The sequence below is a fragment of the Spirosoma sp. genome (genome assembly GCF_026391055.1).
Lineage (GTDB): Bacteria > Bacteroidota > Bacteroidia > Cytophagales > Spirosomataceae > Spirosoma.
The window spans coordinates 745669-764685 of record NZ_JAPLET010000026.1 but is presented as its reverse complement, the minus strand read 5'-3'; the positions used below and the strand labels follow the sequence as shown (position 1 = coordinate 764685).

Below are 19017 nucleotides of genomic sequence, written 5' to 3'. Positions count from 1 at the left end.
AAAAACTTTAACCAACTCTATTGCGAATGTGACGGGCAATGCTAAGTTTTGACGACTAATTCCTACCTTAATCATGCTCCCACCGTTGTCTACTACCCAGCCGGGCGCTGCCTTGCCCGGTCGCCTGATGTCTATGGATGCCTATCGAGGCTTTGTCATGGTATTGATGGCGGCCGAAATGCTGCAATTTGATCATTTACACGAAACCTTTCCCGACAGTGCGTTCTGGGCCTTCCTCGCGCACCATCAAAGTCATGTTGCCTGGGCCGGGTGCTCGTTGCATGATTTAATTCAGCCGTCTTTTTCGTTTCTGGTGGGTGTTGCCCTGCTTTTCTCAATGGCCAGCCGTGCCAGCCAGGGGCAATCGTTTGCTACACAGTTTGGGTATGCCTTGCGCCGTTCGCTGATTCTGATATTACTTGGCATTTTTCTGCGTTCCACCCATGCTAGTCAGACAAACTTCACGTTTGAGGATACGCTGACCCAAATCGGTCTTGGTTACCCTTTTCTGTTCTTACTTGGTAAATACAGCGCCCGAACCGGCTGGATTGCCCTGGGTGTCGTGCTGGTTGGGTACTGGCTGGCTTTCGTGCTCTATCCCGCTTCCGGAGCCGGGTTTAATTACAGTGCGGTGGGCGTTCCGCCCGACTGGCCGGAGCATTACAACAGTATAATGGCACACTTCAATAAGAACAGCAATCTCGCCTGGGCGTTCGATACCTGGTTTCTTAACTTGTTTCCGAGAGAAAAACCGTTTCTGTTCAATGGCGGTGGCTATGCCACACTTAGCTTTATTCCAACACTGGGCACCATGCTCCTTGGGTTACAGGCCGGACGGTGGCTACGCTCAGATATGGATAAGCGGGCACTGATCCAGCGTTTTCTGCTGGCTGGTGGTATCTGTTTGGTAGCGGGTGTCCTGCTGCATGTAGCAGGCATTTGCCCCATCGTAAAGCGTATCTGGACACCCGCCTGGGTATTGTTTAGCGGAGGTTGGTGCTTCTGGCTGCTTGCACTTTTCTACGGGATCATTGACGTTGCCAACCGGCGTAGCTGGGCTTTCCCGTTGATTGTTGTTGGCATGAACTCCATTGCTATTTACTGTCTGGTACACCTTATTGACCGGTTCATCGTTACATCACTCCATACCCATCTGGGAACCGGCCCTTTTCTGATTTTCGGTCCGGCCTACGAAACGCTGCTGACGGGTCTGGTTACGCTCGGTATTTTTTACCTCATTCTGCGGTGGATGTACCGTCGCAAACTCTTTATACGCATCTGACTTTATGCTTACCGGGAACATCCTGAATCTGTTCGATCAAGTAATTTATTATGGTACGATCGCTGTCGAAAACGGGCGCATCAGTCAACTTACTCAACTCGGTCCCGAACGCCCGGAGGAGCCCTATGTGCTTCCGGGCTTTGTTGACGCCCACGTTCATATAGAAAGCTCGTTACTGACACCACCCCAGTTTGCACGGCTGGCAGTTGTGCACGGCACAGTAGCTACCGTTTCGGATCCGCACGAGATCGGGAATGTGCTGGGCGTTACCGGCGTGACGTACATGATTGAAGAGGCTCGTCGCGTACCCTTTAAGTTTATGTTCGGAGCACCCTCCTGTGTACCAGCCACGACTTTCGAAACGGCAGGAGCAACGATCAGTGCGCAGGATGTCAGACAGTTGCTGGCGATGAAAGAAATTGGTTACCTGGCCGAGGTGATGAACTTTCCGGGCGTATTGAGCCACGATCCTGATATGATGGCTAAAATCAGTCTGGCCAATGCCTTTAATAAACCCGTAGATGGCCACGCCCCCGGCCTGATCGGCGACGAAGCCCAGCGATACATAGATGCTGGGATCAGCACCGACCACGAATGTTTTACCTACGAAGAGGGGCTTGATAAAGCCCGGCGCGGGATGAACATCCTGATTCGGGAAGGCAGTGCGGCCCGCAACTTCGAAGCCCTGATTCCGCTACTGGCTGAGTTTCCGGGTCAGGTTATGTTCTGTTCGGATGATAAACACCCCGATACACTGGCCGAAGGGCATATCAATCAACTGGTCGTGCGCGCCTTGGGCAAAGGTCATTCGCTCTGGCATGTGCTGGGGGCGGCCTGCCTCAACCCCGTACTTCACTACCGAATGCCGGTTGGACTCCTGCGCGAGGGCGACCCCGCCGATTATATAGTTGTCAATAACCTGCGTGAGTTTCAGGTTCAGCAAACAGTGATCAACGGAGAAATAGTAGCCAATCAAGGTCAATCGGCCCTTCCTGACTTATGCAGTGAGCATGTTAATCAGTTTTCCTGTTCGCTCAAAACGCCGGCCGACTTTGTTGTAAAAGCCGTATCTACTGATGGGCCGGTATGGATCCGGGTTATAGAAGCACTCGACGGACAGCTGATCACGAACGAGCTGCATCTGGAAGCGAAGGTCGAAGAGGGCCAGCTCGTACCCGATGTTGAGGGAGATATTTTAAAGCTGGTTGTCGTCAACCGGTATCAGGATACGCCCCCCGCCGTGGCGTTTATTAAAAATTTTGGGCTTACTTCAGGCGCTCTTGCCTCCTCCGTGGGTCATGATTCGCACAATATAACGGCGGTGGGTTGCAATGACGAGAGCATTTGCAAAGCCATCAATTTAATTATCGAAGCAAAAGGAGGCTTATCGGCCGTGGGGGAGGGGCCTGCTGCCGAATCTATGCTCCTCCCACTACCCGTAGCGGGGCTTATGAGCGACATAGATGGATATACTATAGCTGAACAGTATACTAAGTTAGATGAATACGCTAAGTATAGACTTAAAAGTACCCTGTTAGCCCCCTTCATGACCTTATCATTCATGGCGCTGCTGGTCATTCCTAAGGTCAAACTGAGTGACTTAGGCTTATTTGATGGCAAAACGTTCAATTTTGTTCCTCTTCAAATAGTGAAATCGTGACAGAAAAAAATTTTATTTGGTAACTGTTTTAAATTCTATTTTTTATGGGTACGTTTACACTTCCCTAGGCTATTCCTAACCTTTACCTCTCTATTACGAACTATGGCTCGCTCACGCTCCCAAACCGGCCCCGACGACGAAACCCTCTGGAATCTGTTCCGCGGTGGCGATGAAAATGCGTTTGCCCGATTGTATCAAAATTATGTTCAAACCCTCTACCACTACTGCGCGCACTTTGCTACTGATCGCGCCTTAATTAAAGATTGCATCCACGATTTGTTTGTCGAACTCTGGAAGCATCGGAACACCATAGGTCCAACCACCTCCGTTCGTTTTTACCTGATGGCTTCCATCAAACGTAAGCTGGTCCGCCACCTGACGGCCGAACAGAAATTGGTTAGCCAGGACGATATGATCAATGGTCGGCGTGTGGGCGATACACTGCCGGGAGCTGATCCATCACACGAAAACCTGCTGATCGCCCATGAAGAAGATTCCTACGTAAATGATTGCCTGCACCAGGCGCTTGACAAACTTCCCCGCCGTCAGCGCGAAGCCGTTCATCTGCGGTATTTCCAGAATATGAGCAACGAAGAAATTTCTGCGCTGATGGAAATCAATATTCAATCGGTGTACAACTTGATATTTGGAGCTATGAGCAATCTCAAGCGCTATGTTACGCTTGAAAATGTGTCGCTCTGACGCTGTTTTTACCAAACCTTCCTCAAGCCGGTAACCTTCAAACAGTTACCGGCTTTTTTGTTTGTTGTCAACGGTACGTACGGTTTACCCTATTGATGTTGGTAACTGAAGTAAAGTCCGGGTTCAGGCTGGGTTTGCGAAGAATATACGGTTCGGGTAACTTCGCTGAATGAATACAGACTCAACGCCACTACCCGAGCGGGTGCGCCCACAAACACTAAACGATGTTATTGGCCAACGGAAGCTGATCGGTCCAACGGGCGCACTTCGGCGGGCGGTAGATGCCGGACGTTTACCATCCATGATATTATGGGGGCCGCCGGGTGTGGGCAAAACAACACTGGCCCTGTTGCTGGCCGAGGCCGTTAAGCGGCCATTCATTGCGCTGAGCGCGATAAATTCGGGTGTAAAAGAAATTCGTGACGTACTAAGTCGGCCTAGCGGGATGTTTCCGCCGGTGGTTTTCATCGACGAAATTCACCGGTTTAACAAAAGCCAGCAGGACGCACTGCTGGGTGCTGTTGAGAAAGGACAGATTACCCTCATTGGCGCCACGACCGAAAACCCATCATTCGAAGTAAACAGTGCCTTGCTGTCGCGCTGTCAGGTATACATTCTCGAAGCCTTAAGTCGTGAAGAGCTTATCCAGTTGGTCGACCGGGCCATTGCTCAGGATAAATTTTTGCAGTCGAAACAGATTACTATCAAATCGTATGATGCCCTCTTGCGGCTATCGGGTGGCGACGGGCGCAAGCTGTTAAACCTGCTGGAACTGGTGGCATCGGCCCATGTAGCGGCAGATCCGCTAGTTATAATGGATGAAGGCGTAACGGCCGTGGCGCAACAAAACATTGCCCGTTACGATAAATCCGGGGAGCAGCATTACGATATTATCTCCGCCTTTATCAAGTCGCTGCGTGGTTCGGACCCCAATGCCGCCCTGTACTGGATGGCCCGGATGATCGTTGCGGGTGAGGACCCAGTTTTTATTGCCCGGCGTATGCTCATCATGGCGTCGGAGGATATTGGCAACGCCAACCCGACGGCCATGATTATGGCCTCCGAAGCGGTACAGGCTATTCGGGCCATTGGTATGCCCGAAGGACGGATTATTCTGTCACAGGTAGCCGTATATCTGGCTACATCGCCTAAGAGCAATGCGAGCTACTTGGCCATTGACGAAGCCATTGCGCTGGCCGAACAGACGGCCCATCTGCCCGTGCCCTTACATCTGCGTAATGCCCCAACCAAACTAATGAAGCAGATCGGCTACGGAAAAGAATATCAGTACGCCCACGCCCACGAAGGAAACTTTGCTCAGCAGAATTTCCTGCCTGACGATCTGAAAGGGCACAAACTTTACGAACCCGGTCATAACGCCCGCGAAGCCGAAATCCGGCGAAGCCTGCAAAAATGGTGGGGCGACTGGTATGGCTATTAGCCTAAGAGATAAGATCAGTAGAAAGCTATTTTCGCAACAGACGTTGCTCCAGCAGTTGCCGATAGCCAGACGCAAGCGGTATGATAACGTCGCCAACCGTTACCTGATGCCGTTCAATTTTGCGGATGGCTTTCAGCGCAACGATATACGATTTATGAATCCGGATAAATTGCTCACCGGGGAGTATGTCCATTATCTCCGACAGGGTCATGCGGGTGTTGACCTGTCTGCCGGGTTCGTGGATAAACAGGAGATTTGTATCCGAGTGAATATAAAGAACTTCACTCAGATTTACCCGAACCCAGTCGTACCCATCTTTTACAAAAATGCCCGACGGCTCTCCCTGCTGAAGCTGGTACTGGGTGTAAGCCCGATTGCAACTGTGTAGAAAGCGGGTTAAATCGATGGGTTTAAGCAAATAATCAAGGGCATTCAGCGTAAAACCTTCCAGCGCATAATCGGCGTAAGCAGTTGTAAAGACAATCGACTTTTTGAGGGGAGCAACCAACTGGGCAAAGTCTGTTCCCATCAAATCCGGCATCCGGATATCCAGGAAGATTAAATCGACCTTGTGCGCGTAGAGGTACGTCAGCGCATCGGTTGTATTGATAAACGTTTGCACCAGGTCTACAAATGGAACTTTATCGGCATATCGATTCAGCACATCCAGCGCAGCGGGTTCATCGTCAATGGCAATGGCACGAAGCATACGATTTATAAATCTATTCGTAAAGTAACCAGAAAGAATTGAGTTGATTGTTCCACACGCAGCTCGTGCCGATCTGGATAAAGGAGTGCCAGGCGTTGACGAGCGTTTTTTATGCCCGTTCCCGAACCGTTCTTGCCTACGGTGGCTACCCCAATGGTATTGAAAACCCGCAGGTCGAGTTGCCTGTTCTCAACCCGCACGTCTAATTCCAGCGTTGCCGGATGTTCCAGACTAACCCCATACTGGAACATATTCTCGATAAAGGGAATCAATAAAAGCGGGGGTAGCTGAGCGGGCTGGCCGTCCCAGTCCAGGTGTGTATGCACATGCAGTTTGTTGAGTTTTGGAAGCCGGGCACGTTGCAACGCCAGGTATTTTTCCAGAAATTTAAACTCCTGCTCAACAGAAATCAGCGAGCGGGTCGATTCCTGAAGGGTAAACCGCATAATACTGGCTAACTGTTCTATCAAATCCGCTATGGATTGGTTCTCTGATTGCTGCGCTTCGTTATAAATTGTATTAAGTGCATTGAATAGGAAGTGCGGGTTGATTTGTGCTTTCAGGGCTGTGAGTTCAGCCTCTGTTTTTTGCTGAATCAACCGTTGTTGCTGTCGTTTGCTTTGTAGGGAGTCCGCTACGAAACCATAGAGGATTACCAAGCCGGTAAGGAGTAATGTTACCAGAATATTTTCGTCAACGAAAGCGGGTTCCTGATCGGTGCGCCACTGGAGCACTTCAAATAGTAACCAGGCCAGAAAGCACAGCCAACACCAGTAGTAAAGCCTCTTTTCTGGCTGATGCATCCATTGCCGAAACGTAAATCGGTAACTTAGGTAGGCAAGTAGCCAGATGCCAAGCAGGAGTACAAATAAACCCAGCAAGTAACCAGCCAGGCTGCCTAAGTCCGGAAGTTCCTGTGTGAGCTGCGGACCCAAAAGGCGGTAAAGCAGCCAGCCCCAATAGCCAAGTAAAGCGATTAAACAGCTCACCAGCAGCAAAGATGACTGTAATGATGGAGATATACGCACGAATTATCGGTTTGGAAACTGGGTGAATTTAGTCTGGTTTGGCAATTGGCTGAGTGTATTCCGGCTTCATCCGACTAAGTTCTTGTTGCGCTTTTTGCGGATCAACAGGTGCCATGACGATGGTAGTGCTCAAAAAATCAATCTCCACAACGACCTTCACGTAATACGTTTGACCGGCCTGCACCCGAAGCCAGAGCGGTCGGCTGTCTGAAAGGTAGTTACTATCGAACTCCAGTTTTATACGGCCGGGATTTACGGCCAGTTGTACATACCGATTAGGGGAGAGTTTCCCCATCTTCTCCTCATTAATCTTAAATGGGTAGCCCTTGCCCATGCCCGAAATAAATTCTTTCTCACGGTACAGAATCAACTGGGCCTGCTCTGGCTGGCTGGTCTGTGGGTGGCCACTTTCTATTAGCAGGAAGAGGAGCCAGGGGAGTATGAGTAGTCTCATCGCTTTTGACGAGCCATGTAGTTGCGGGAAATATATAAGCTAAACTGAGCATAGAACTGACTGACCCGGTCAGATGGGGCATTGATCAGTTGATACGCGTCAGACTGCCAGGCATCTGCGGTGAAACCACGTCGGTAGCCAAATCGGCTCACCAATTGAAGGGCATCCCTGCGTTTTTCCCGTTGCGAAATTTCCAGGTTAACGTCCCAATAATTATTGGTGAGAAAGAGAGAAGGAACGCTTCCGGCAGGGTTGTTCTGTAGTATTGTTTGGAAAGGAACCGCCTGATTCGTAGCCCGGAACACGCTGTATTCATAACGAATGCTACCAAAACCTGCATTTAAAAATACGCGTTTATTGCGGGTATTCGCCAGGTCGTACCCCACAAACAGAACAGCACCGCTAAAGTTCTGACGTCGGGCTATCAACTGGGCTTGTCCGGTGTTGTTAGGTGAGCGTGTGCCCTGGTCAATGCCATAAGATGCGTACAGACTGCCTTTAAACCGCTGCCGACGGTAGCCAAAACCAACAGCAGCAAAATTGTCAAGGCTATGATCTTCCTTGATTTGATTAGACTTGAAAAACGCGCGCATGGTAGGCAGCCGGGTGTAGGCATAACCATAGCCAAGCTCCAGCATGGTACTGGATCTGAAATTACTTTTAGTTGGTAGGTCGACTGTTGCGGTGGAGTCGATTGACTGGCTCCAGGCAGGGTACGCACTTAGCAGAACAAGTAAAAAGGAGAATCTCATACACAGAAAGTTCTTTTGGTTAATTAACCAAAAGAACTCGTGTCTGATACTCTTTGCAAGCAGATATGGTAAACGCAGAATACTTTGTGGCCAAACCCCTAAACTTTGTTTTGATCACTCAATACCGGAGAGATAAAACTACCATCTTACCTGCCCGTCGCCCACCACAATCCATTTTTCCGTCACTAGCTTTTCCAGCGCAAAAGGCCCGCGAGCGTGGAGTTTCTGGGTCGAAATGCCTATCTCAGCGCCCAAGCCAAATACGCCCCCATCCGTGAAGCGCGTCGACGCATTGGCGTACACAGCTGCTGCATCAACTTCGCTGAGGAACTGATCGATAATCGATTGATTCTGCGATAAAATGGCTTCGGAATGGCGCGACGAGTAGTTTTGAATGTGAGACAGGGCTTCGTCCAGTCCAGCAACTACTTTTACCGCACATTTATAGTCCAGAAACTCGCGGCCAAAATCTTCAGGCCGGGCGTGTTGCAGGTTTGTATAACCGGCTTTCTCGAAAATGTCATACGAGTTTTCATCGGCAAATACTTCCACGTTCCACTTGGTAAAGTCGGCGGTAAGCATGGGCAGGAAACGGTCGGCAATGGCTTCGTCTACCAACACGCAGTCGAGGGAGTTGCAAACCGATGGGCGTGAGACGCGGGCATTCACCACAATGGCGGCTGCTTTGTCTAAGTCGGCCGTTTGCTCAACGTAGGCGTGGCACACACCAGCCCCGGTTTCGATGGTTGGCACCAGCGAGTTTTTTCGGACGAACTGAATCAGCGACTCCGACCCGCGCGGAATAATAATGTCGACATACCGGGTGGCGGTAAGGAGTTCATTGACCACGGCCCCCCGGGAGGCCGGCCCGTCGGTTGGGAGGAGGGTGACGGCGGATTTGGGTACGCCAAACTCAACCAATACCCCCTGAATCAGACTAATCAGGTACCGGTTAGAAAAGTCAGCCTCTTTGCCACCTTTCAACACACACGCATTGCCCGAACGCAGGCAAATTGACGCTACATCGACAGTAACATTTGGCCGCGCTTCGTAGATGACGCCAACTACACCCAGCGGAACCGCAATCTTTTTGAGTGTCAGTCCCTGCTCTATAGTTCGGTCCAGAATAACCTCACCGGCCGGGTCGGGCAGTACCGCTACTTCCCGCAAACTTTTGGCGAGGTCGGCCACGCGACTTTCGGTCAGTTTTAACCGGTCGTATTTAGGGTCCGCAGCGTCCATACGGTCGAGATCTTTTTGATTCTCGGTGACGATCGTGGCGGAACGGGCAGCCAGAACATCGGCCAGCCGATTCAATAGGTCGGTTTTCTGGTCGGGGCTAAGCCGCCGAACGGCTGCCGCAGCCTGCTGAGTAGCCTGGAGAAGTGGCGTAATTGGTGTCATGATTACAAAAGTACAATATCATTCGCATTAGCGACCTCCACATTTTGCTGATTAAGCTGTTGAGCCAGTGTTTCGGACGAAATTCGGGCGCGGGCGACGGCGATTGTTCTCTGTTCGTCGTCCAGAATTTCAATCATTTCGCCCGTGGCAAATTCGCCCACTATGGCCCGAACGCCGACGGCCAGCAGGCTTCTTCGCTGTTGCAGCGCCCGAACAGCACCTGCATCGATCTGTACCCGGCCTACTGCCAGGCTTCCTGAGCCGAGCCACCGGTTTCGGGCAGAGAGAATGGTGGGTTGAGGAGTAAATTCGGTGCCTATTTCACGGTCCAAAGCCCGCCTAATGCTATTCGGTTCGCTCAACCCAAAAATCACAACCCGGATACCCATGCGGGTAGCCAGCTTGGCGAAGGTTAATTTGGAGGCCATACCGCCCAATCCGAGCGAAGATTTATCCGTTCGAACTACGCCGAATATGCGCTCGTCGAAGTCTTTTACTTCCCTGATGATGGTGCCGTTAGCATCCAGCAACCCACCGACGGATGTGCAAAGCATCAGGGCTTCAGCGCCAAAGCCTACCGCAATGAGCGTAGCCAGTTCGTCGTTATCCGAAAACTTCAGTTCGCGGTTGCTCACGACGTCGTTCTCGTTGGCAATAGGAATGAGGTCATTAGCCCAAAGCTCTTCGTACGTTTGTTTTAGCTGAAGGAATTGGTCGCGGTCGGCAAAATGGTGTCGTTCGCACAAACTTTGAGCGATTGAAATGCCATATATCGAGAAGAAACGAGAGTATTGATTGAGTAATAGGAGATTACCAACTGCGGCTGCGGCCTTACGCTGGGTAATATCACCCCGGTATTCACGAATCAGCGATTTGCCCGCGCCAACGGCCCCGGACGATACCAAGACAATACGATAGCGCGTATGCAGGGCAGCTACCTGGCGGGCAATGTCTACCATAACCGGCTCATTCGGCTCACCATTGGGTTTCGTGATGGAGGCAGTACCGAATTTAAGTACAAGAACGGGTTTTGTCATGCCGCAAAGATACGGGTTTCCCGTTTCGGCGTCTGGTTTTGCCATACGGTTTATGACAGGTAAGTCATGAATGGTATGGCTGAAGTTCATACGCTGGGTTTTACACCTTCTCCCGCACAAGCTCCGAAAATTTGGCTTTCTGACGAAGTGCCGCTTTAAGTTGTTTAAGGTAATCGGCTTTCGGAATTTCGATGGCCCCGTATCGACGCACATTGTCATTGATAAACTGCGTATCGAGTAAGCTGAAGCGTTGCTGGCGAAGGATCAGAATTAAGTAGTGGAAAGCTACTTTCGACGCATTACTGACTTTATTGAACATCGACTCACCAAAAAAAGCAGATCCCAGGGCTACACCGTAGAGGCCCCCAACCAGCCTGTCATCTATATACGTTTCAACGCTGTGGGCAAGGCCCATATGGTGTAGTTCCGTATAAGCCTGAATGATCTCTTCCGAAATCCAGACACTGTCATCATCTGAACGGGGAATAGAACAATTTCGCATGACTTCGTTAAACGCGGTATTTATCCGTACTTCGAATTGATTGCGGTTGAGAACGGGACGGAGTGATTTGGCGGGCTTATACGTGTCAATTGGAATGATGGCACGCGGGTCTGGCGCGTACCAGTAAAGTGTACCGTCGGCATCGGCCATTGGGAAAATACCATTAATATAGCCGTAAACAAGATCGTCGGCGGTTAACTTTTCCATTAAACTCAGGCATGTAGAAAGACAAATATAAGGTATTCGACCACTATTTTACTGCCCCATAAAAAGGGACAAGGCACATACTTATTTAGTGATGGGCTTTTATATGTATACATTAGCGGTCAATTTGTGCTAAAGGATTCGTCAGGCCTCAGACTTGTCAGCTTATTCGGCGCGATGTAATGTGTAGGCTGTTTACCGATTAAACCAAACCCTTTATCCCTTGTCGAACGTTTATAGTAAAACGATTATCAAACCATCATGAAAAAAAAAATTTTTTGCCTACTGCTGGCCTTGCCGTTGTTGTTTAGCCAGTGTAGCTCCAATAGTCAGCTATCGCAGGCCAAGGCCTTGGGTAATTGCCGGTATACACTAGCGTCGGCAGATAGTATCTATCTGGCGGGTATCGACGTGCGGCAGTTGCGTAAGCTGGAGGATTTGAACCCGGCCCGTTTTCCACGGCTGGCAGCCGGATTGTTAACACGCAATGTACCACTGGATGCGCGAATCAATCTTGACATCACAAATCCAACCAATAAAATGGCTGGTATTAACCAACTGGAATACCGGGTTCTGCTGGCCGGACAAGAGTTGTTCAACGGATTTTTAAACCAGCGTATCGAAGTGCAGCCGGGTGGGGGAAAAACCCGTGTTCCGGTGCGGCTGAATACCAATGCGTACCAACTGCTCACTGACAGTAAAACCCGGGATGCATTTACGCAGCTGGTTCAGAATCTTTCGGGTGCGTCGGGTAGCCAGCCTTCTAAACTGACCATCAAGATCAAGCCGACGCTGGATTTACTGGGTAAGCAGGTTAACTATCCGGGTTATATCACCATTGATCAGGACGTGACGAACAAAATTTTGCTGGGAAACTAGCCCCATCCAGCTTTTCTTGTAAACGTATTCAGTAGCATTTGACGTGCCCCGGCTTTTTCAGGTCGGGGCGATTTGCTTTATGCCCCAAACCAGTAATTGCATGGCTGATTAACTAATCTAATTCAATGCGCTATTTACTCATTTCCTGTCTGGTTGTAGGCTCAATGTTATCGGTTCAGGCCCAATCGAATCAAATCCGTGTTACCCACGATGAAGCCCAGAAACGTGTTGCTGTCACTGTAGATGGCAAACCCTTCACCGCCTATATTTATCCCGGTCCAGCCGTATTGAAAAAGCCGGTTTTATATCCTATATTATCTGCTGGTGGTAACTTCATAACCCGTGGCTGGCCGTTAGATCCTCGTCCCGGCGAGCGTATCGACCATCCACACCATGTAGGTATGTGGTTTAATTACGGCGACGTGAATGGCCACGATTTTTGGAATAATTCAATTGATGTGGGGCCGGAACACAAAGGGCCATTTGGTACGATTGTTCATACAGGTGTAAAATCCATGAAGAGCGGAAAGGGTCAGGGCGAACTCGTTGTAACAGCAAACTGGCTCGATAAAGATAATAAGGTGATGCTTCAGGAAACGACGACTTTCCAGTTCAGGGCTGGTACCAATAATCGGATCATCGACCGTATCACAACGCTCAAAGCGATGGATAAAGACGTTGTTTTTAAAGATAATAAAGAAGGTATGATTGCTTTACGCCTAGCCCGCCAGCTCGAACAGCCATCTACAAAAGCTGAAGTATTTACCGATGCGCAGGGTGTAGCTACCAAAGTGCCCGTTCTAAATAATGCGGGTGTAACCGGCCTGTATCGTACCAGCGAGGGCGTGGAAGGCGATGCCGTTTGGGGCACGCGTGCCCAATGGAATAAACTTACGGGCACTATCAACAATGAGAACGTATCTGTAGTGTTGTCAGATGATCCGAACAACGTTGGTTATCCAACCTACTGGCATGCCCGGGGCTATGGGCTGTTTGCCGCCAATCCGCTGGGACCATCGGTGTTCACCAACGGGAAGGCACCAGCCATGAATTATACGCTGGGGGCGGGTAAATCGGTTACGTTTCATTATAAGCTGCTTATCCAATCGGGCGATTTGACGGACATTGCGCTGAAGCAGTTGATAAAGTAGTTGGTTAAGCGGTTGATATGTGTTTATATTAATTGACAAGAAAGCCCGTGAAAGTTAATTTTCACGGGCTTTCTGATGAAAAATTCGAAGCTACTGGCTTAGTTCAGGTGGACAAGTGCTGATCGGTAAACGCGGCCCTCTGTTTTGCCCATCCACGAACGAAGCATATGGCTTTCGTTTGTGGCCCGGCCCAGTTCGTTGTCTATTTGCCGAAGCAGAAAAAACAACTGATGAACGTGCATCCACTGGGTGGCTAGCTGGTTCTCCGTTTTCGGTTGCTGCTTTTGCTGCCGTGCTTCCTGGGTCAACAGGCGCAGACTCATTTTAAGATGATAGCGGAGTATTATAAGCCGACTGGCCATTGGTAACTCGCCTGGATTACGCTCCATGTGCGAAATACTTTTGGCCAACATGTTGTTGCGCTGCTGAAGTTGGTCGGATACAATCATCCAGGCATGTTCAGCTTGAAGCGAGTCATACGTTACAGTTTTCATGGCGATTTGTACAAATACGGTTTATGACAAATATACTAACAACTCTATTAAATTAATTGGCTAAAAAGCTATTTGGTAAAATTTTTTTTGGCTTATCGAGTAATGTGCCAACGTTTAGATATCTATTCGCCATGCAGGTTTAATCAATACCCAGAAATAAAGAGATTCTGCGAGTGCTCTTAGTACGGATTGACGTATATAATCTGATCCGGAAGTTTGAAGTGTAGGGTTTAACTACGAACTTCAAACCATCAATTCACTTCTGCTCATGGACCCCATTTACCGCGCGCTGATTGTTTGTACCAACCATACCGACTACCCGACCAAGCCATTCAAAACAGGTCTTTGGCTTAGCGAAGCCACGCACTTCTACGATGAACTGGCGGACAGAAATCTGCCGTATGATATTGCCAGTCCGAAGGGGGGAGCAGTGCCGATTGATGAACGGAGTATGGATCGGAGGGACACGGTCAACGAGAAGTGGTACAATAATCCAACGTTTCGAGCCAAACTGGATAACTCGTTACCGCTGGCTGATGTGAAACCGGAAAACTACCAGATTATTTATTTTACTGGCGGGCATGGTACCATGTGGGATTTCCCCTACAATGAAATCGTGAAGCGGCTGACGCGCCAGATTTATGAAAAAGGCGGTATGGTGTCGGCGGTATGCCACGGGGTGAGTGCGTTGCTGAACGTTACCCTTTCGGACGGGACGCTGCTGATTGATAATCGACAGGTCACGGGTTTTTCCAATATGGAGGAGAAGCTCGTTCGGCTTGATGAGGAAGTCCCTTTCCTACTCGAAGATGCGCTTAAACAACAGAAGGCGTTGTACAGTAAAAGTCTGATTCCGTTTCTGCCGTATATTGAGGTAGATGAGCGGCTGGTTACCGGGCAGAATCCCCTTTCGGCCCGTAAAGTAGGCCGAAAGGTACTCGAAGAAATGTATGAAAAGTAAAGCCTGGCGAGGTTTATACGACTATGTGAGGAAACACCTCCCGGAATAATTTCAATTCCTTGTCTTTTTCGGAAACAATCGGATTGGCAACACCCCAGTCGATGTTCAGGTCCGGATCGTTCCAGATAATACCGGACTCGGCAGCTTTGTTGTAAACATTTGTACACTTGTAGCTAAAAACGCTGTCTTCCAGTGCCACGAAGCCATGCGCAAATCCTTCGGGTATGTAAGCCATGTTAGCGCGTTTGGCATCCAGCAGAAAGGCTTCATACTGGCCGAAAGTTGGCGAATCGGGCCGTAAATCAACGGCAATATCCAATACCTGACCACTGATAACCCGTACTAGTTTACCCTGAGCAAACGGCTGGTTTTGCATGTGTAATCCCCGCAAAACCCCTTTCGTTGAAAAGGATTGATTATCCTGAACGAAATCCATGGGTAGGCCCAGAGATTCGAAAAGAGGCTTGTTGTAAGACTCAAAAAAGTGGCCGCGTTCATCCTCAAAAACACGTGGAGTTAATTCAATCAGGCCTTGTATTGATGTTTGCCGAACTTGCATGATGCAGGTTTTTTCGTAGAGGTAGTTACTATCCGGCTCAAATTTATGAAACTGGTACCATTAGTTGTACTTTTGGGCTTAATCATTTACTGTAGTGCTTTTATTCAGGCATGACTTACTCGGAATTAAGCGACCAGATTTTTCAAAAACAGTCCTATTTATGTGTCGGGTTAGATACCGATCCGCGCAAGTTGCCTCCGCATCTACTGACTGAAAAAGACCCCGTCTTTGCGTTCAACAAAGCTATTATTGATGCCACGGCCGATTTTGCCGTCTCTTATAAACCCAACATTGCTTTTTATGAAGCACAGGGGCCACGCGGTTGGGAAAGCCTGCAAAAAACACTGGAGTACATTCCCGACCGTTGCTTCACCATTGCCGATGCCAAACGGGGCGACATCGGCAACACATCCGATTTATACGCTCGTACATTCTTCGACCCAACGGCGGCTGGTCTGAATTTCGATTCGGTGACCGTTGCTCCGTACATGGGGCACGACTCCGTAACGCCCTTTCTAGCCTACGAAGGCAAATGGGTGATCCTGTTGGCGCTGACATCCAATGCGGGCAGCGCCGACTTTCAATACCAACAACTTGCTTCCGAAACGGCTGCTCCGAAGCCATTATTCGAGAACGTTATCGAAACCGCTCAGCGGTGGGCCGGGCCCGATCAATTGATGTTCGTTGTTGGAGCCACGCAGACAAGCGAACTGGAACGGATTCGGCAACTGGCTCCCGACAACTTTTTACTTGTGCCCGGAGTAGGAGCGCAGGGCGGTAGTCTGGCCGATGTCTCCCGGCTGGGGCTAACTAAAGGGGGTGGCCTGCTGGTCAACGCATCAAGAAGTATATTGTATGCGTCAAGTGGATTGGACTTCGCTGAACGGGCAAGAGATGAAGCGCAACAGCTACGGGAAGAAATGGCTGGCTACCTCGTTCAGTTTCGGTGAGCCGCTGGCCCAACCGGCAAAACATAACGCTATAAGGTATCACTTTCGCAGATTGTGTTTATATTGATGGCATAATAAAGGTGTTATACTTAACTGCCTGCTGTTTTCCGTGCCTGAAGCGTTTCTGTACTTTCTTTGGCAATATCAGTACTTTGCAACCCAACATCTTACCACTACCGATGGCGAAGTGGTGCAGGTATTACGTCCAGGTTTCCGAAATCACGATTCTGGCCCTGACTTCACAAACGCCCGTTTGTTAATAAACGATGTAGAATGGGTAGGTACGGTGGAAATGCATACCCGTACTTCGGACTGGCTGGCCCATCGTCATCAGTTTGATCGGGCATACGACAATGTTATCCTACACGTTGTCTGGGAAGATGATCGCCCAGTTAACGGTCGGCGTGTAGACCGGTCGAATGGCACGTCCTTGCCAACTATTGAACTGAGTTCGCGCACGGACGCCATCCTGCTGGATCGGTATCGGCTGCTTACCGGATCGCCGGACGTGATTCCTTGTGCCGGACAGTTTAAATCCGTATCGCCTTTACGAGTGACGTCTATGCTTGATAAGGCTATGCTTCAGCGATTGGAGCGGAAGGCCGAAGGGGTTCTTGCTGTCTTCAAACAAACGGGGAGTGACTGGGAAGAAACCGCTTATCGCCTGTTAGCGATAAACATGGGTTTTAAAGTCAATGCGGCTCCCATAGAACAGCTAAGCCGGTCTGTATCGCTGAAAGTTATCCATAAACACCGTGATCAAATCCACCAGGTGGAAGCTATGCTTTTTGGTACGGCTGGCTTACTAGAAACCCAAGTGTCGGATGAATACACGGCAATGCTTGTGCGGGAATATCGATTTCTGGGCGCTAAATACAGTCTGACTGAGAAACAGCTAACGGAGCCTGCCTGGAAGTGGGGGCGACTGCGTCCAGCTAATTTTCCAACACTTCGCCTGGCCCAACTGGCCCGTCTGTTAACGAAGCACCCCAGCTTGTTTTCACTTTTTGTCAGTACAACTGATTTAAACGTGTTGCTGAAGTCATTGCAGGTAACGCCTTCTGACTACTGGCAATCGCATTATCAGTTCGGTAAGCTAACCGGGAAAGGGATACCCGCATTGGGTAACACAGCAGCAGAAAATATTGTGATCAATACCGTTGTGCCTTTGTTGGCGGCTTATGCCCATCATCGGGAGCAGCCCGCTTATATTGACCGGGCCATCACGCTCCTGGAAGCACTTCCGCCAGAAAAAAACCGCCTGACCGATAGCTGGGATACCCTCGGACTAGGGATACAGACAGCGTTCGATTCGCAGGCGGCTATTGAATTGTATAATGAATTTTGCTGCGTCAAAAAGTGCTTGAGCTGCCAGATTGGAGCTGGTATTTTGAAATAGTGGAGTGGGTGAAATTAGTGAAGTCAGGTTGCATACTCCACTCACTTCACTCACTTCACCCACTCCACTCAATTACCTAAGCACTAACTAATCACCATATCATTCTTGACGGCATCCCAGGTTACGCGTTTGCCAGTGTGTAGCGCTGTAGTAGCCATGATGTTGGCAACGGAGTGATTGAACCCAACCCGTGCTGGTGCGTTTGGCTCTTTACGGCTACGAACGCAATTCATCCAGTTCAGCATGTGTAACGACGTCATAGGGTCACCACCGGTGTTAGCAGAGGTTTCTACTTTGGCAGCTTCGCCTAATGACATGGTTGGCAACATGTTGGCCTGCATGTTCATCTCTTTAGCATATTTCGCTTCCAGGCCACCCTCCGGCGAAATCTTGTTGGTGTCGAGGTTGATCATGCCCCCGTTCGAATAATAATATTCTTTTACACCACCCGCTTCGTTATTCATACGGGACGAATAAAGTACCTGAAAACCTTTGTTTTTATCGTTGTCAGGGCCGTAATCAAATACAGCCGTGAAGGTGTCGGCGTTGACACGACCATCTTTCCAACTGTACACACCGCCATTGGCTACTACCGAACGGGGATGATCCAGACCGCTGAACCAGTGTACGGTGTCGATCTGGTGCGACATCCACTGGCCGGGAATACCCGACGAGTAGGGGTAGAACAACCGGAACTCCAGGTACTTGCGCGGGTCCCAGGCCGTTTTCGGGCGGTTCAGCTGGTAGCGATCCCAGTCAGTATCTTCCTTACGGATTTCAGATACTAACTTGGGCCGACGCCAGCGACCCGGCTGGTTAACGTTCCAGGTCATTTCAACCATGGTGATATCCCCGAATTTGCCTGACTTAATGAAATCGTTGGCTGAATGGTAGTTGGGGGCCGACCGGCGCTGTGAGCCAACCTGCACAATCCGCTTCGAGCTTTCTACCGCTTTAACAGCCTTACGGGCATCATCCAACGATTCGGCAAAGGGCTTTTCGCAGTAGGCATCCCGACCCGACTCCACGGCGGCTACGCAATGCAGCGCATGCTGGAAATCGGCCGTACTGATGATAACAGCGTCGACATCTTTACGGTCGAGGAGTTCATCGTTATTTCGGGCTTTAAAGAACGAACTGTCGTTCCAGCCTTTGCCCTTTAAAAACTGCTCCGCTTCTTCGCGACGGCGGCTCCAGATGTCCGACACGCCTACGAAGGCAAAATTCTGCGCTTTGGCATGTTCCATAAAGGCGGGAGCCAATGACGCCCGAAAACGATCGGAGAAGCCAATGATGCCTACCCGAACGCGGTCGTTCGAGCCAAGAATGCGGGCATAACTGCCGGCCGAGAAGCTCATGCCGAGACCAGCCAAAGCCGATTTTTTTATAAAATCACGACGATTTTCCATAGGATCAAGTTGATTAAAATAGAAATGACATGAATTGATC

General features: G+C 49.7%; 19 protein-coding genes. 9 read left to right on the top strand and 10 right to left on the bottom strand.

Translation table 11 applies throughout. The features are described from left to right. Positions 1-73: 73 nt before the first annotated feature. The 4 genes from NT073_RS26625 to NT073_RS26610 all read left to right on the top strand — a co-directional run bounded on the left by NT073_RS26625 (position 74) and on the right by NT073_RS26610 (position 5085). Positions 74-1282 (top strand): hypothetical protein, encoded by a 1209-nt coding sequence (locus NT073_RS26625; protein ID WP_366107867.1) that lies wholly within the window; start codon positions 74-76, stop codon positions 1280-1282. A 4-nt stretch (positions 1283-1286) separates the two neighbouring features. Further along, positions 1287-2942, top strand: coding sequence for an adenine deaminase (gene ade / locus NT073_RS26620; RefSeq protein ID WP_297379793.1), 1656 nt, complete (start codon positions 1287-1289; stop codon positions 2940-2942). Positions 2943-3044: 102 nt separating this feature from the next. Then, positions 3045-3644 carry a sigma-70 family RNA polymerase sigma factor gene (locus NT073_RS26615; RefSeq protein WP_012925035.1) on the top strand — a complete coding sequence of 200 codons (600 nt, stop codon included), beginning with the start codon at positions 3045-3047 and terminating at the stop codon, positions 3642-3644. 169 nt (positions 3645-3813) lie between these two features. Further along, on the top strand, positions 3814-5085 hold the full coding sequence (locus NT073_RS26610) for a replication-associated recombination protein A (protein WP_297379788.1): 1272 nt from the start codon (positions 3814-3816) through the stop codon (positions 5083-5085). Positions 5086-5110: 25 nt separating this feature from the next. On the opposite strand, the gene NT073_RS26605 is transcribed toward NT073_RS26610, so the two are convergent. The 7 genes from NT073_RS26605 to aat all read right to left on the bottom strand — a co-directional run bounded on the left by NT073_RS26605 (position 5111) and on the right by aat (position 11178). Further along, complete coding sequence (locus tag NT073_RS26605) at positions 5111-5794, bottom strand: LytTR family DNA-binding domain-containing protein (RefSeq protein ID WP_297379785.1); 684 nt, start codon at positions 5792-5794, stop codon at positions 5111-5113. 5 nt (positions 5795-5799) lie between these two features. Next, on the bottom strand, positions 5800-6822 hold the full coding sequence (locus NT073_RS26600) for a histidine kinase (RefSeq protein ID WP_297379782.1): 1023 nt from the start codon (positions 6820-6822) through the stop codon (positions 5800-5802). Between the two features lie 28 nt (positions 6823-6850). Then, positions 6851-7276: a DUF2846 domain-containing protein gene (locus NT073_RS26595; RefSeq protein ID WP_297379779.1), complete on the bottom strand. Its 426-nt coding sequence runs from the start codon at positions 7274-7276 to the stop codon at positions 6851-6853. Beyond that, positions 7273-8028, bottom strand: a complete 756-nt coding sequence (locus tag NT073_RS26590) for a hypothetical protein (RefSeq protein WP_297379777.1) — start codon at positions 8026-8028, stop codon at positions 7273-7275. The genes NT073_RS26595 and NT073_RS26590 overlap by 4 nt, the downstream gene beginning before the upstream one ends. Positions 8029-8166: 138 nt before the next feature. Further along, the gene (locus NT073_RS26585) at positions 8167-9432 is read right to left on the bottom strand and encodes a glutamate-5-semialdehyde dehydrogenase (RefSeq protein WP_297379774.1); all 1266 of its coding nucleotides are present in this window, start codon (positions 9430-9432) and stop codon (positions 8167-8169) included. A gap of 2 nt (positions 9433-9434) precedes the next feature. Next, entirely contained in the window at positions 9435-10469 is a 1035-nt protein-coding gene (gene proB, locus NT073_RS26580) for a glutamate 5-kinase (RefSeq protein ID WP_297380308.1), read from the bottom strand. 100 nt (positions 10470-10569) lie between these two features. Continuing rightward, entirely contained in the window at positions 10570-11178 is a 609-nt protein-coding gene (gene aat / locus NT073_RS26575) for a leucyl/phenylalanyl-tRNA--protein transferase (protein WP_297379772.1), read from the bottom strand. A gap of 258 nt (positions 11179-11436) precedes the next feature. On the opposite strand from aat, the gene NT073_RS26570 reads away from it, so the two are divergent. After that, on the top strand, positions 11437-12054 hold the full coding sequence (locus tag NT073_RS26570) for a hypothetical protein (RefSeq protein WP_297379769.1): 618 nt from the start codon (positions 11437-11439) through the stop codon (positions 12052-12054). 125 nt (positions 12055-12179) lie between these two features. Continuing rightward, positions 12180-13205, top strand: a complete 1026-nt coding sequence (locus NT073_RS26565) for a PmoA family protein (RefSeq protein ID WP_297379766.1) — start codon at positions 12180-12182, stop codon at positions 13203-13205. Positions 13206-13303: 98 nt separating this feature from the next. On the opposite strand, the gene NT073_RS26560 is transcribed toward NT073_RS26565, so the two are convergent. Then, a complete protein-coding gene (locus tag NT073_RS26560) occupies positions 13304-13699 on the bottom strand; it encodes a hypothetical protein (protein WP_012925048.1) in 396 nt (131 codons plus the stop codon). Between the two features lie 268 nt (positions 13700-13967). On the opposite strand from NT073_RS26560, the gene NT073_RS26555 reads away from it, so the two are divergent. Next, positions 13968-14660 (top strand): type 1 glutamine amidotransferase domain-containing protein, encoded by a 693-nt coding sequence (locus tag NT073_RS26555; protein WP_297379762.1) that lies wholly within the window; start codon positions 13968-13970, stop codon positions 14658-14660. 13 nt (positions 14661-14673) lie between these two features. On the opposite strand, the gene rfbC is transcribed toward NT073_RS26555, so the two are convergent. Further along, positions 14674-15219 carry a dTDP-4-dehydrorhamnose 3,5-epimerase gene (gene rfbC / locus NT073_RS26550; protein WP_297379759.1) on the bottom strand — a complete coding sequence of 182 codons (546 nt, stop codon included), beginning with the start codon at positions 15217-15219 and terminating at the stop codon, positions 14674-14676. A gap of 110 nt (positions 15220-15329) precedes the next feature. Between rfbC and pyrF the strand changes: the two genes are divergently transcribed. Both pyrF and NT073_RS26540 read left to right on the top strand, forming a co-directional pair. Further along, complete coding sequence (gene pyrF / locus NT073_RS26545) at positions 15330-16169, top strand: orotidine-5'-phosphate decarboxylase (protein ID WP_297379756.1); 840 nt, start codon at positions 15330-15332, stop codon at positions 16167-16169. Between the two features lie 109 nt (positions 16170-16278). Continuing rightward, positions 16279-17568 (top strand): DUF2851 family protein, encoded by a 1290-nt coding sequence (locus NT073_RS26540; RefSeq protein WP_297379753.1) that lies wholly within the window; start codon positions 16279-16281, stop codon positions 17566-17568. An 83-nt stretch (positions 17569-17651) separates the two neighbouring features. Here the strand turns inward: NT073_RS26540 and NT073_RS26535 are convergent, their stop codons facing one another. Then, a complete protein-coding gene (locus NT073_RS26535) occupies positions 17652-18977 on the bottom strand; it encodes a Gfo/Idh/MocA family oxidoreductase (RefSeq protein ID WP_297379750.1) in 1326 nt (441 codons plus the stop codon). Positions 18978-19017: the final 40 nt, after the last annotated feature.

Bases quoted from the DNA above. Each gene is read 5' to 3' on its own strand.
- NT073_RS26625 (WP_366107867.1), top strand. From the start codon at position 74: ATGCTCCCACCGTTGTCTACTACCCAGCCGGGCGCTGCCTTGCCCGGT.
- ade (WP_297379793.1), top strand. From the start codon at position 1,287: ATGCTTACCGGGAACATCCTGAATCTGTTCGATCAAGTAATTTATTAT.
- NT073_RS26615 (WP_012925035.1), top strand. From the start codon at position 3,045: ATGGCTCGCTCACGCTCCCAAACCGGCCCCGACGACGAAACCCTCTGG.
- NT073_RS26610 (WP_297379788.1), top strand. From the start codon at position 3,814: ATGAATACAGACTCAACGCCACTACCCGAGCGGGTGCGCCCACAAACA.
- NT073_RS26605 (WP_297379785.1), bottom strand. From the start codon at position 5,794: ATGCTTCGTGCCATTGCCATTGACGATGAACCCGCTGCGCTGGATGTG.
- NT073_RS26595 (WP_297379779.1), bottom strand. From the start codon at position 7,276: ATGAGACTACTCATACTCCCCTGGCTCCTCTTCCTGCTAATAGAAAGT.
- NT073_RS26590 (WP_297379777.1), bottom strand. From the start codon at position 8,028: ATGAGATTCTCCTTTTTACTTGTTCTGCTAAGTGCGTACCCTGCCTGG.
- NT073_RS26585 (WP_297379774.1), bottom strand. From the start codon at position 9,432: ATGACACCAATTACGCCACTTCTCCAGGCTACTCAGCAGGCTGCGGCA.
- proB (WP_297380308.1), bottom strand. From the start codon at position 10,469: ATGACAAAACCCGTTCTTGTACTTAAATTCGGTACTGCCTCCATCACG.
- aat (WP_297379772.1), bottom strand. From the start codon at position 11,178: ATGGAAAAGTTAACCGCCGACGATCTTGTTTACGGCTATATTAATGGT.
- NT073_RS26570 (WP_297379769.1), top strand. From the start codon at position 11,437: ATGAAAAAAAAAATTTTTTGCCTACTGCTGGCCTTGCCGTTGTTGTTT.
- NT073_RS26565 (WP_297379766.1), top strand. From the start codon at position 12,180: ATGCGCTATTTACTCATTTCCTGTCTGGTTGTAGGCTCAATGTTATCG.
- NT073_RS26560 (WP_012925048.1), bottom strand. From the start codon at position 13,699: ATGAAAACTGTAACGTATGACTCGCTTCAAGCTGAACATGCCTGGATG.
- NT073_RS26555 (WP_297379762.1), top strand. From the start codon at position 13,968: ATGGACCCCATTTACCGCGCGCTGATTGTTTGTACCAACCATACCGAC.
- rfbC (WP_297379759.1), bottom strand. From the start codon at position 15,219: ATGCAAGTTCGGCAAACATCAATACAAGGCCTGATTGAATTAACTCCA.
- pyrF (WP_297379756.1), top strand. From the start codon at position 15,330: ATGACTTACTCGGAATTAAGCGACCAGATTTTTCAAAAACAGTCCTAT.
- NT073_RS26535 (WP_297379750.1), bottom strand. From the start codon at position 18,977: ATGGAAAATCGTCGTGATTTTATAAAAAAATCGGCTTTGGCTGGTCTC.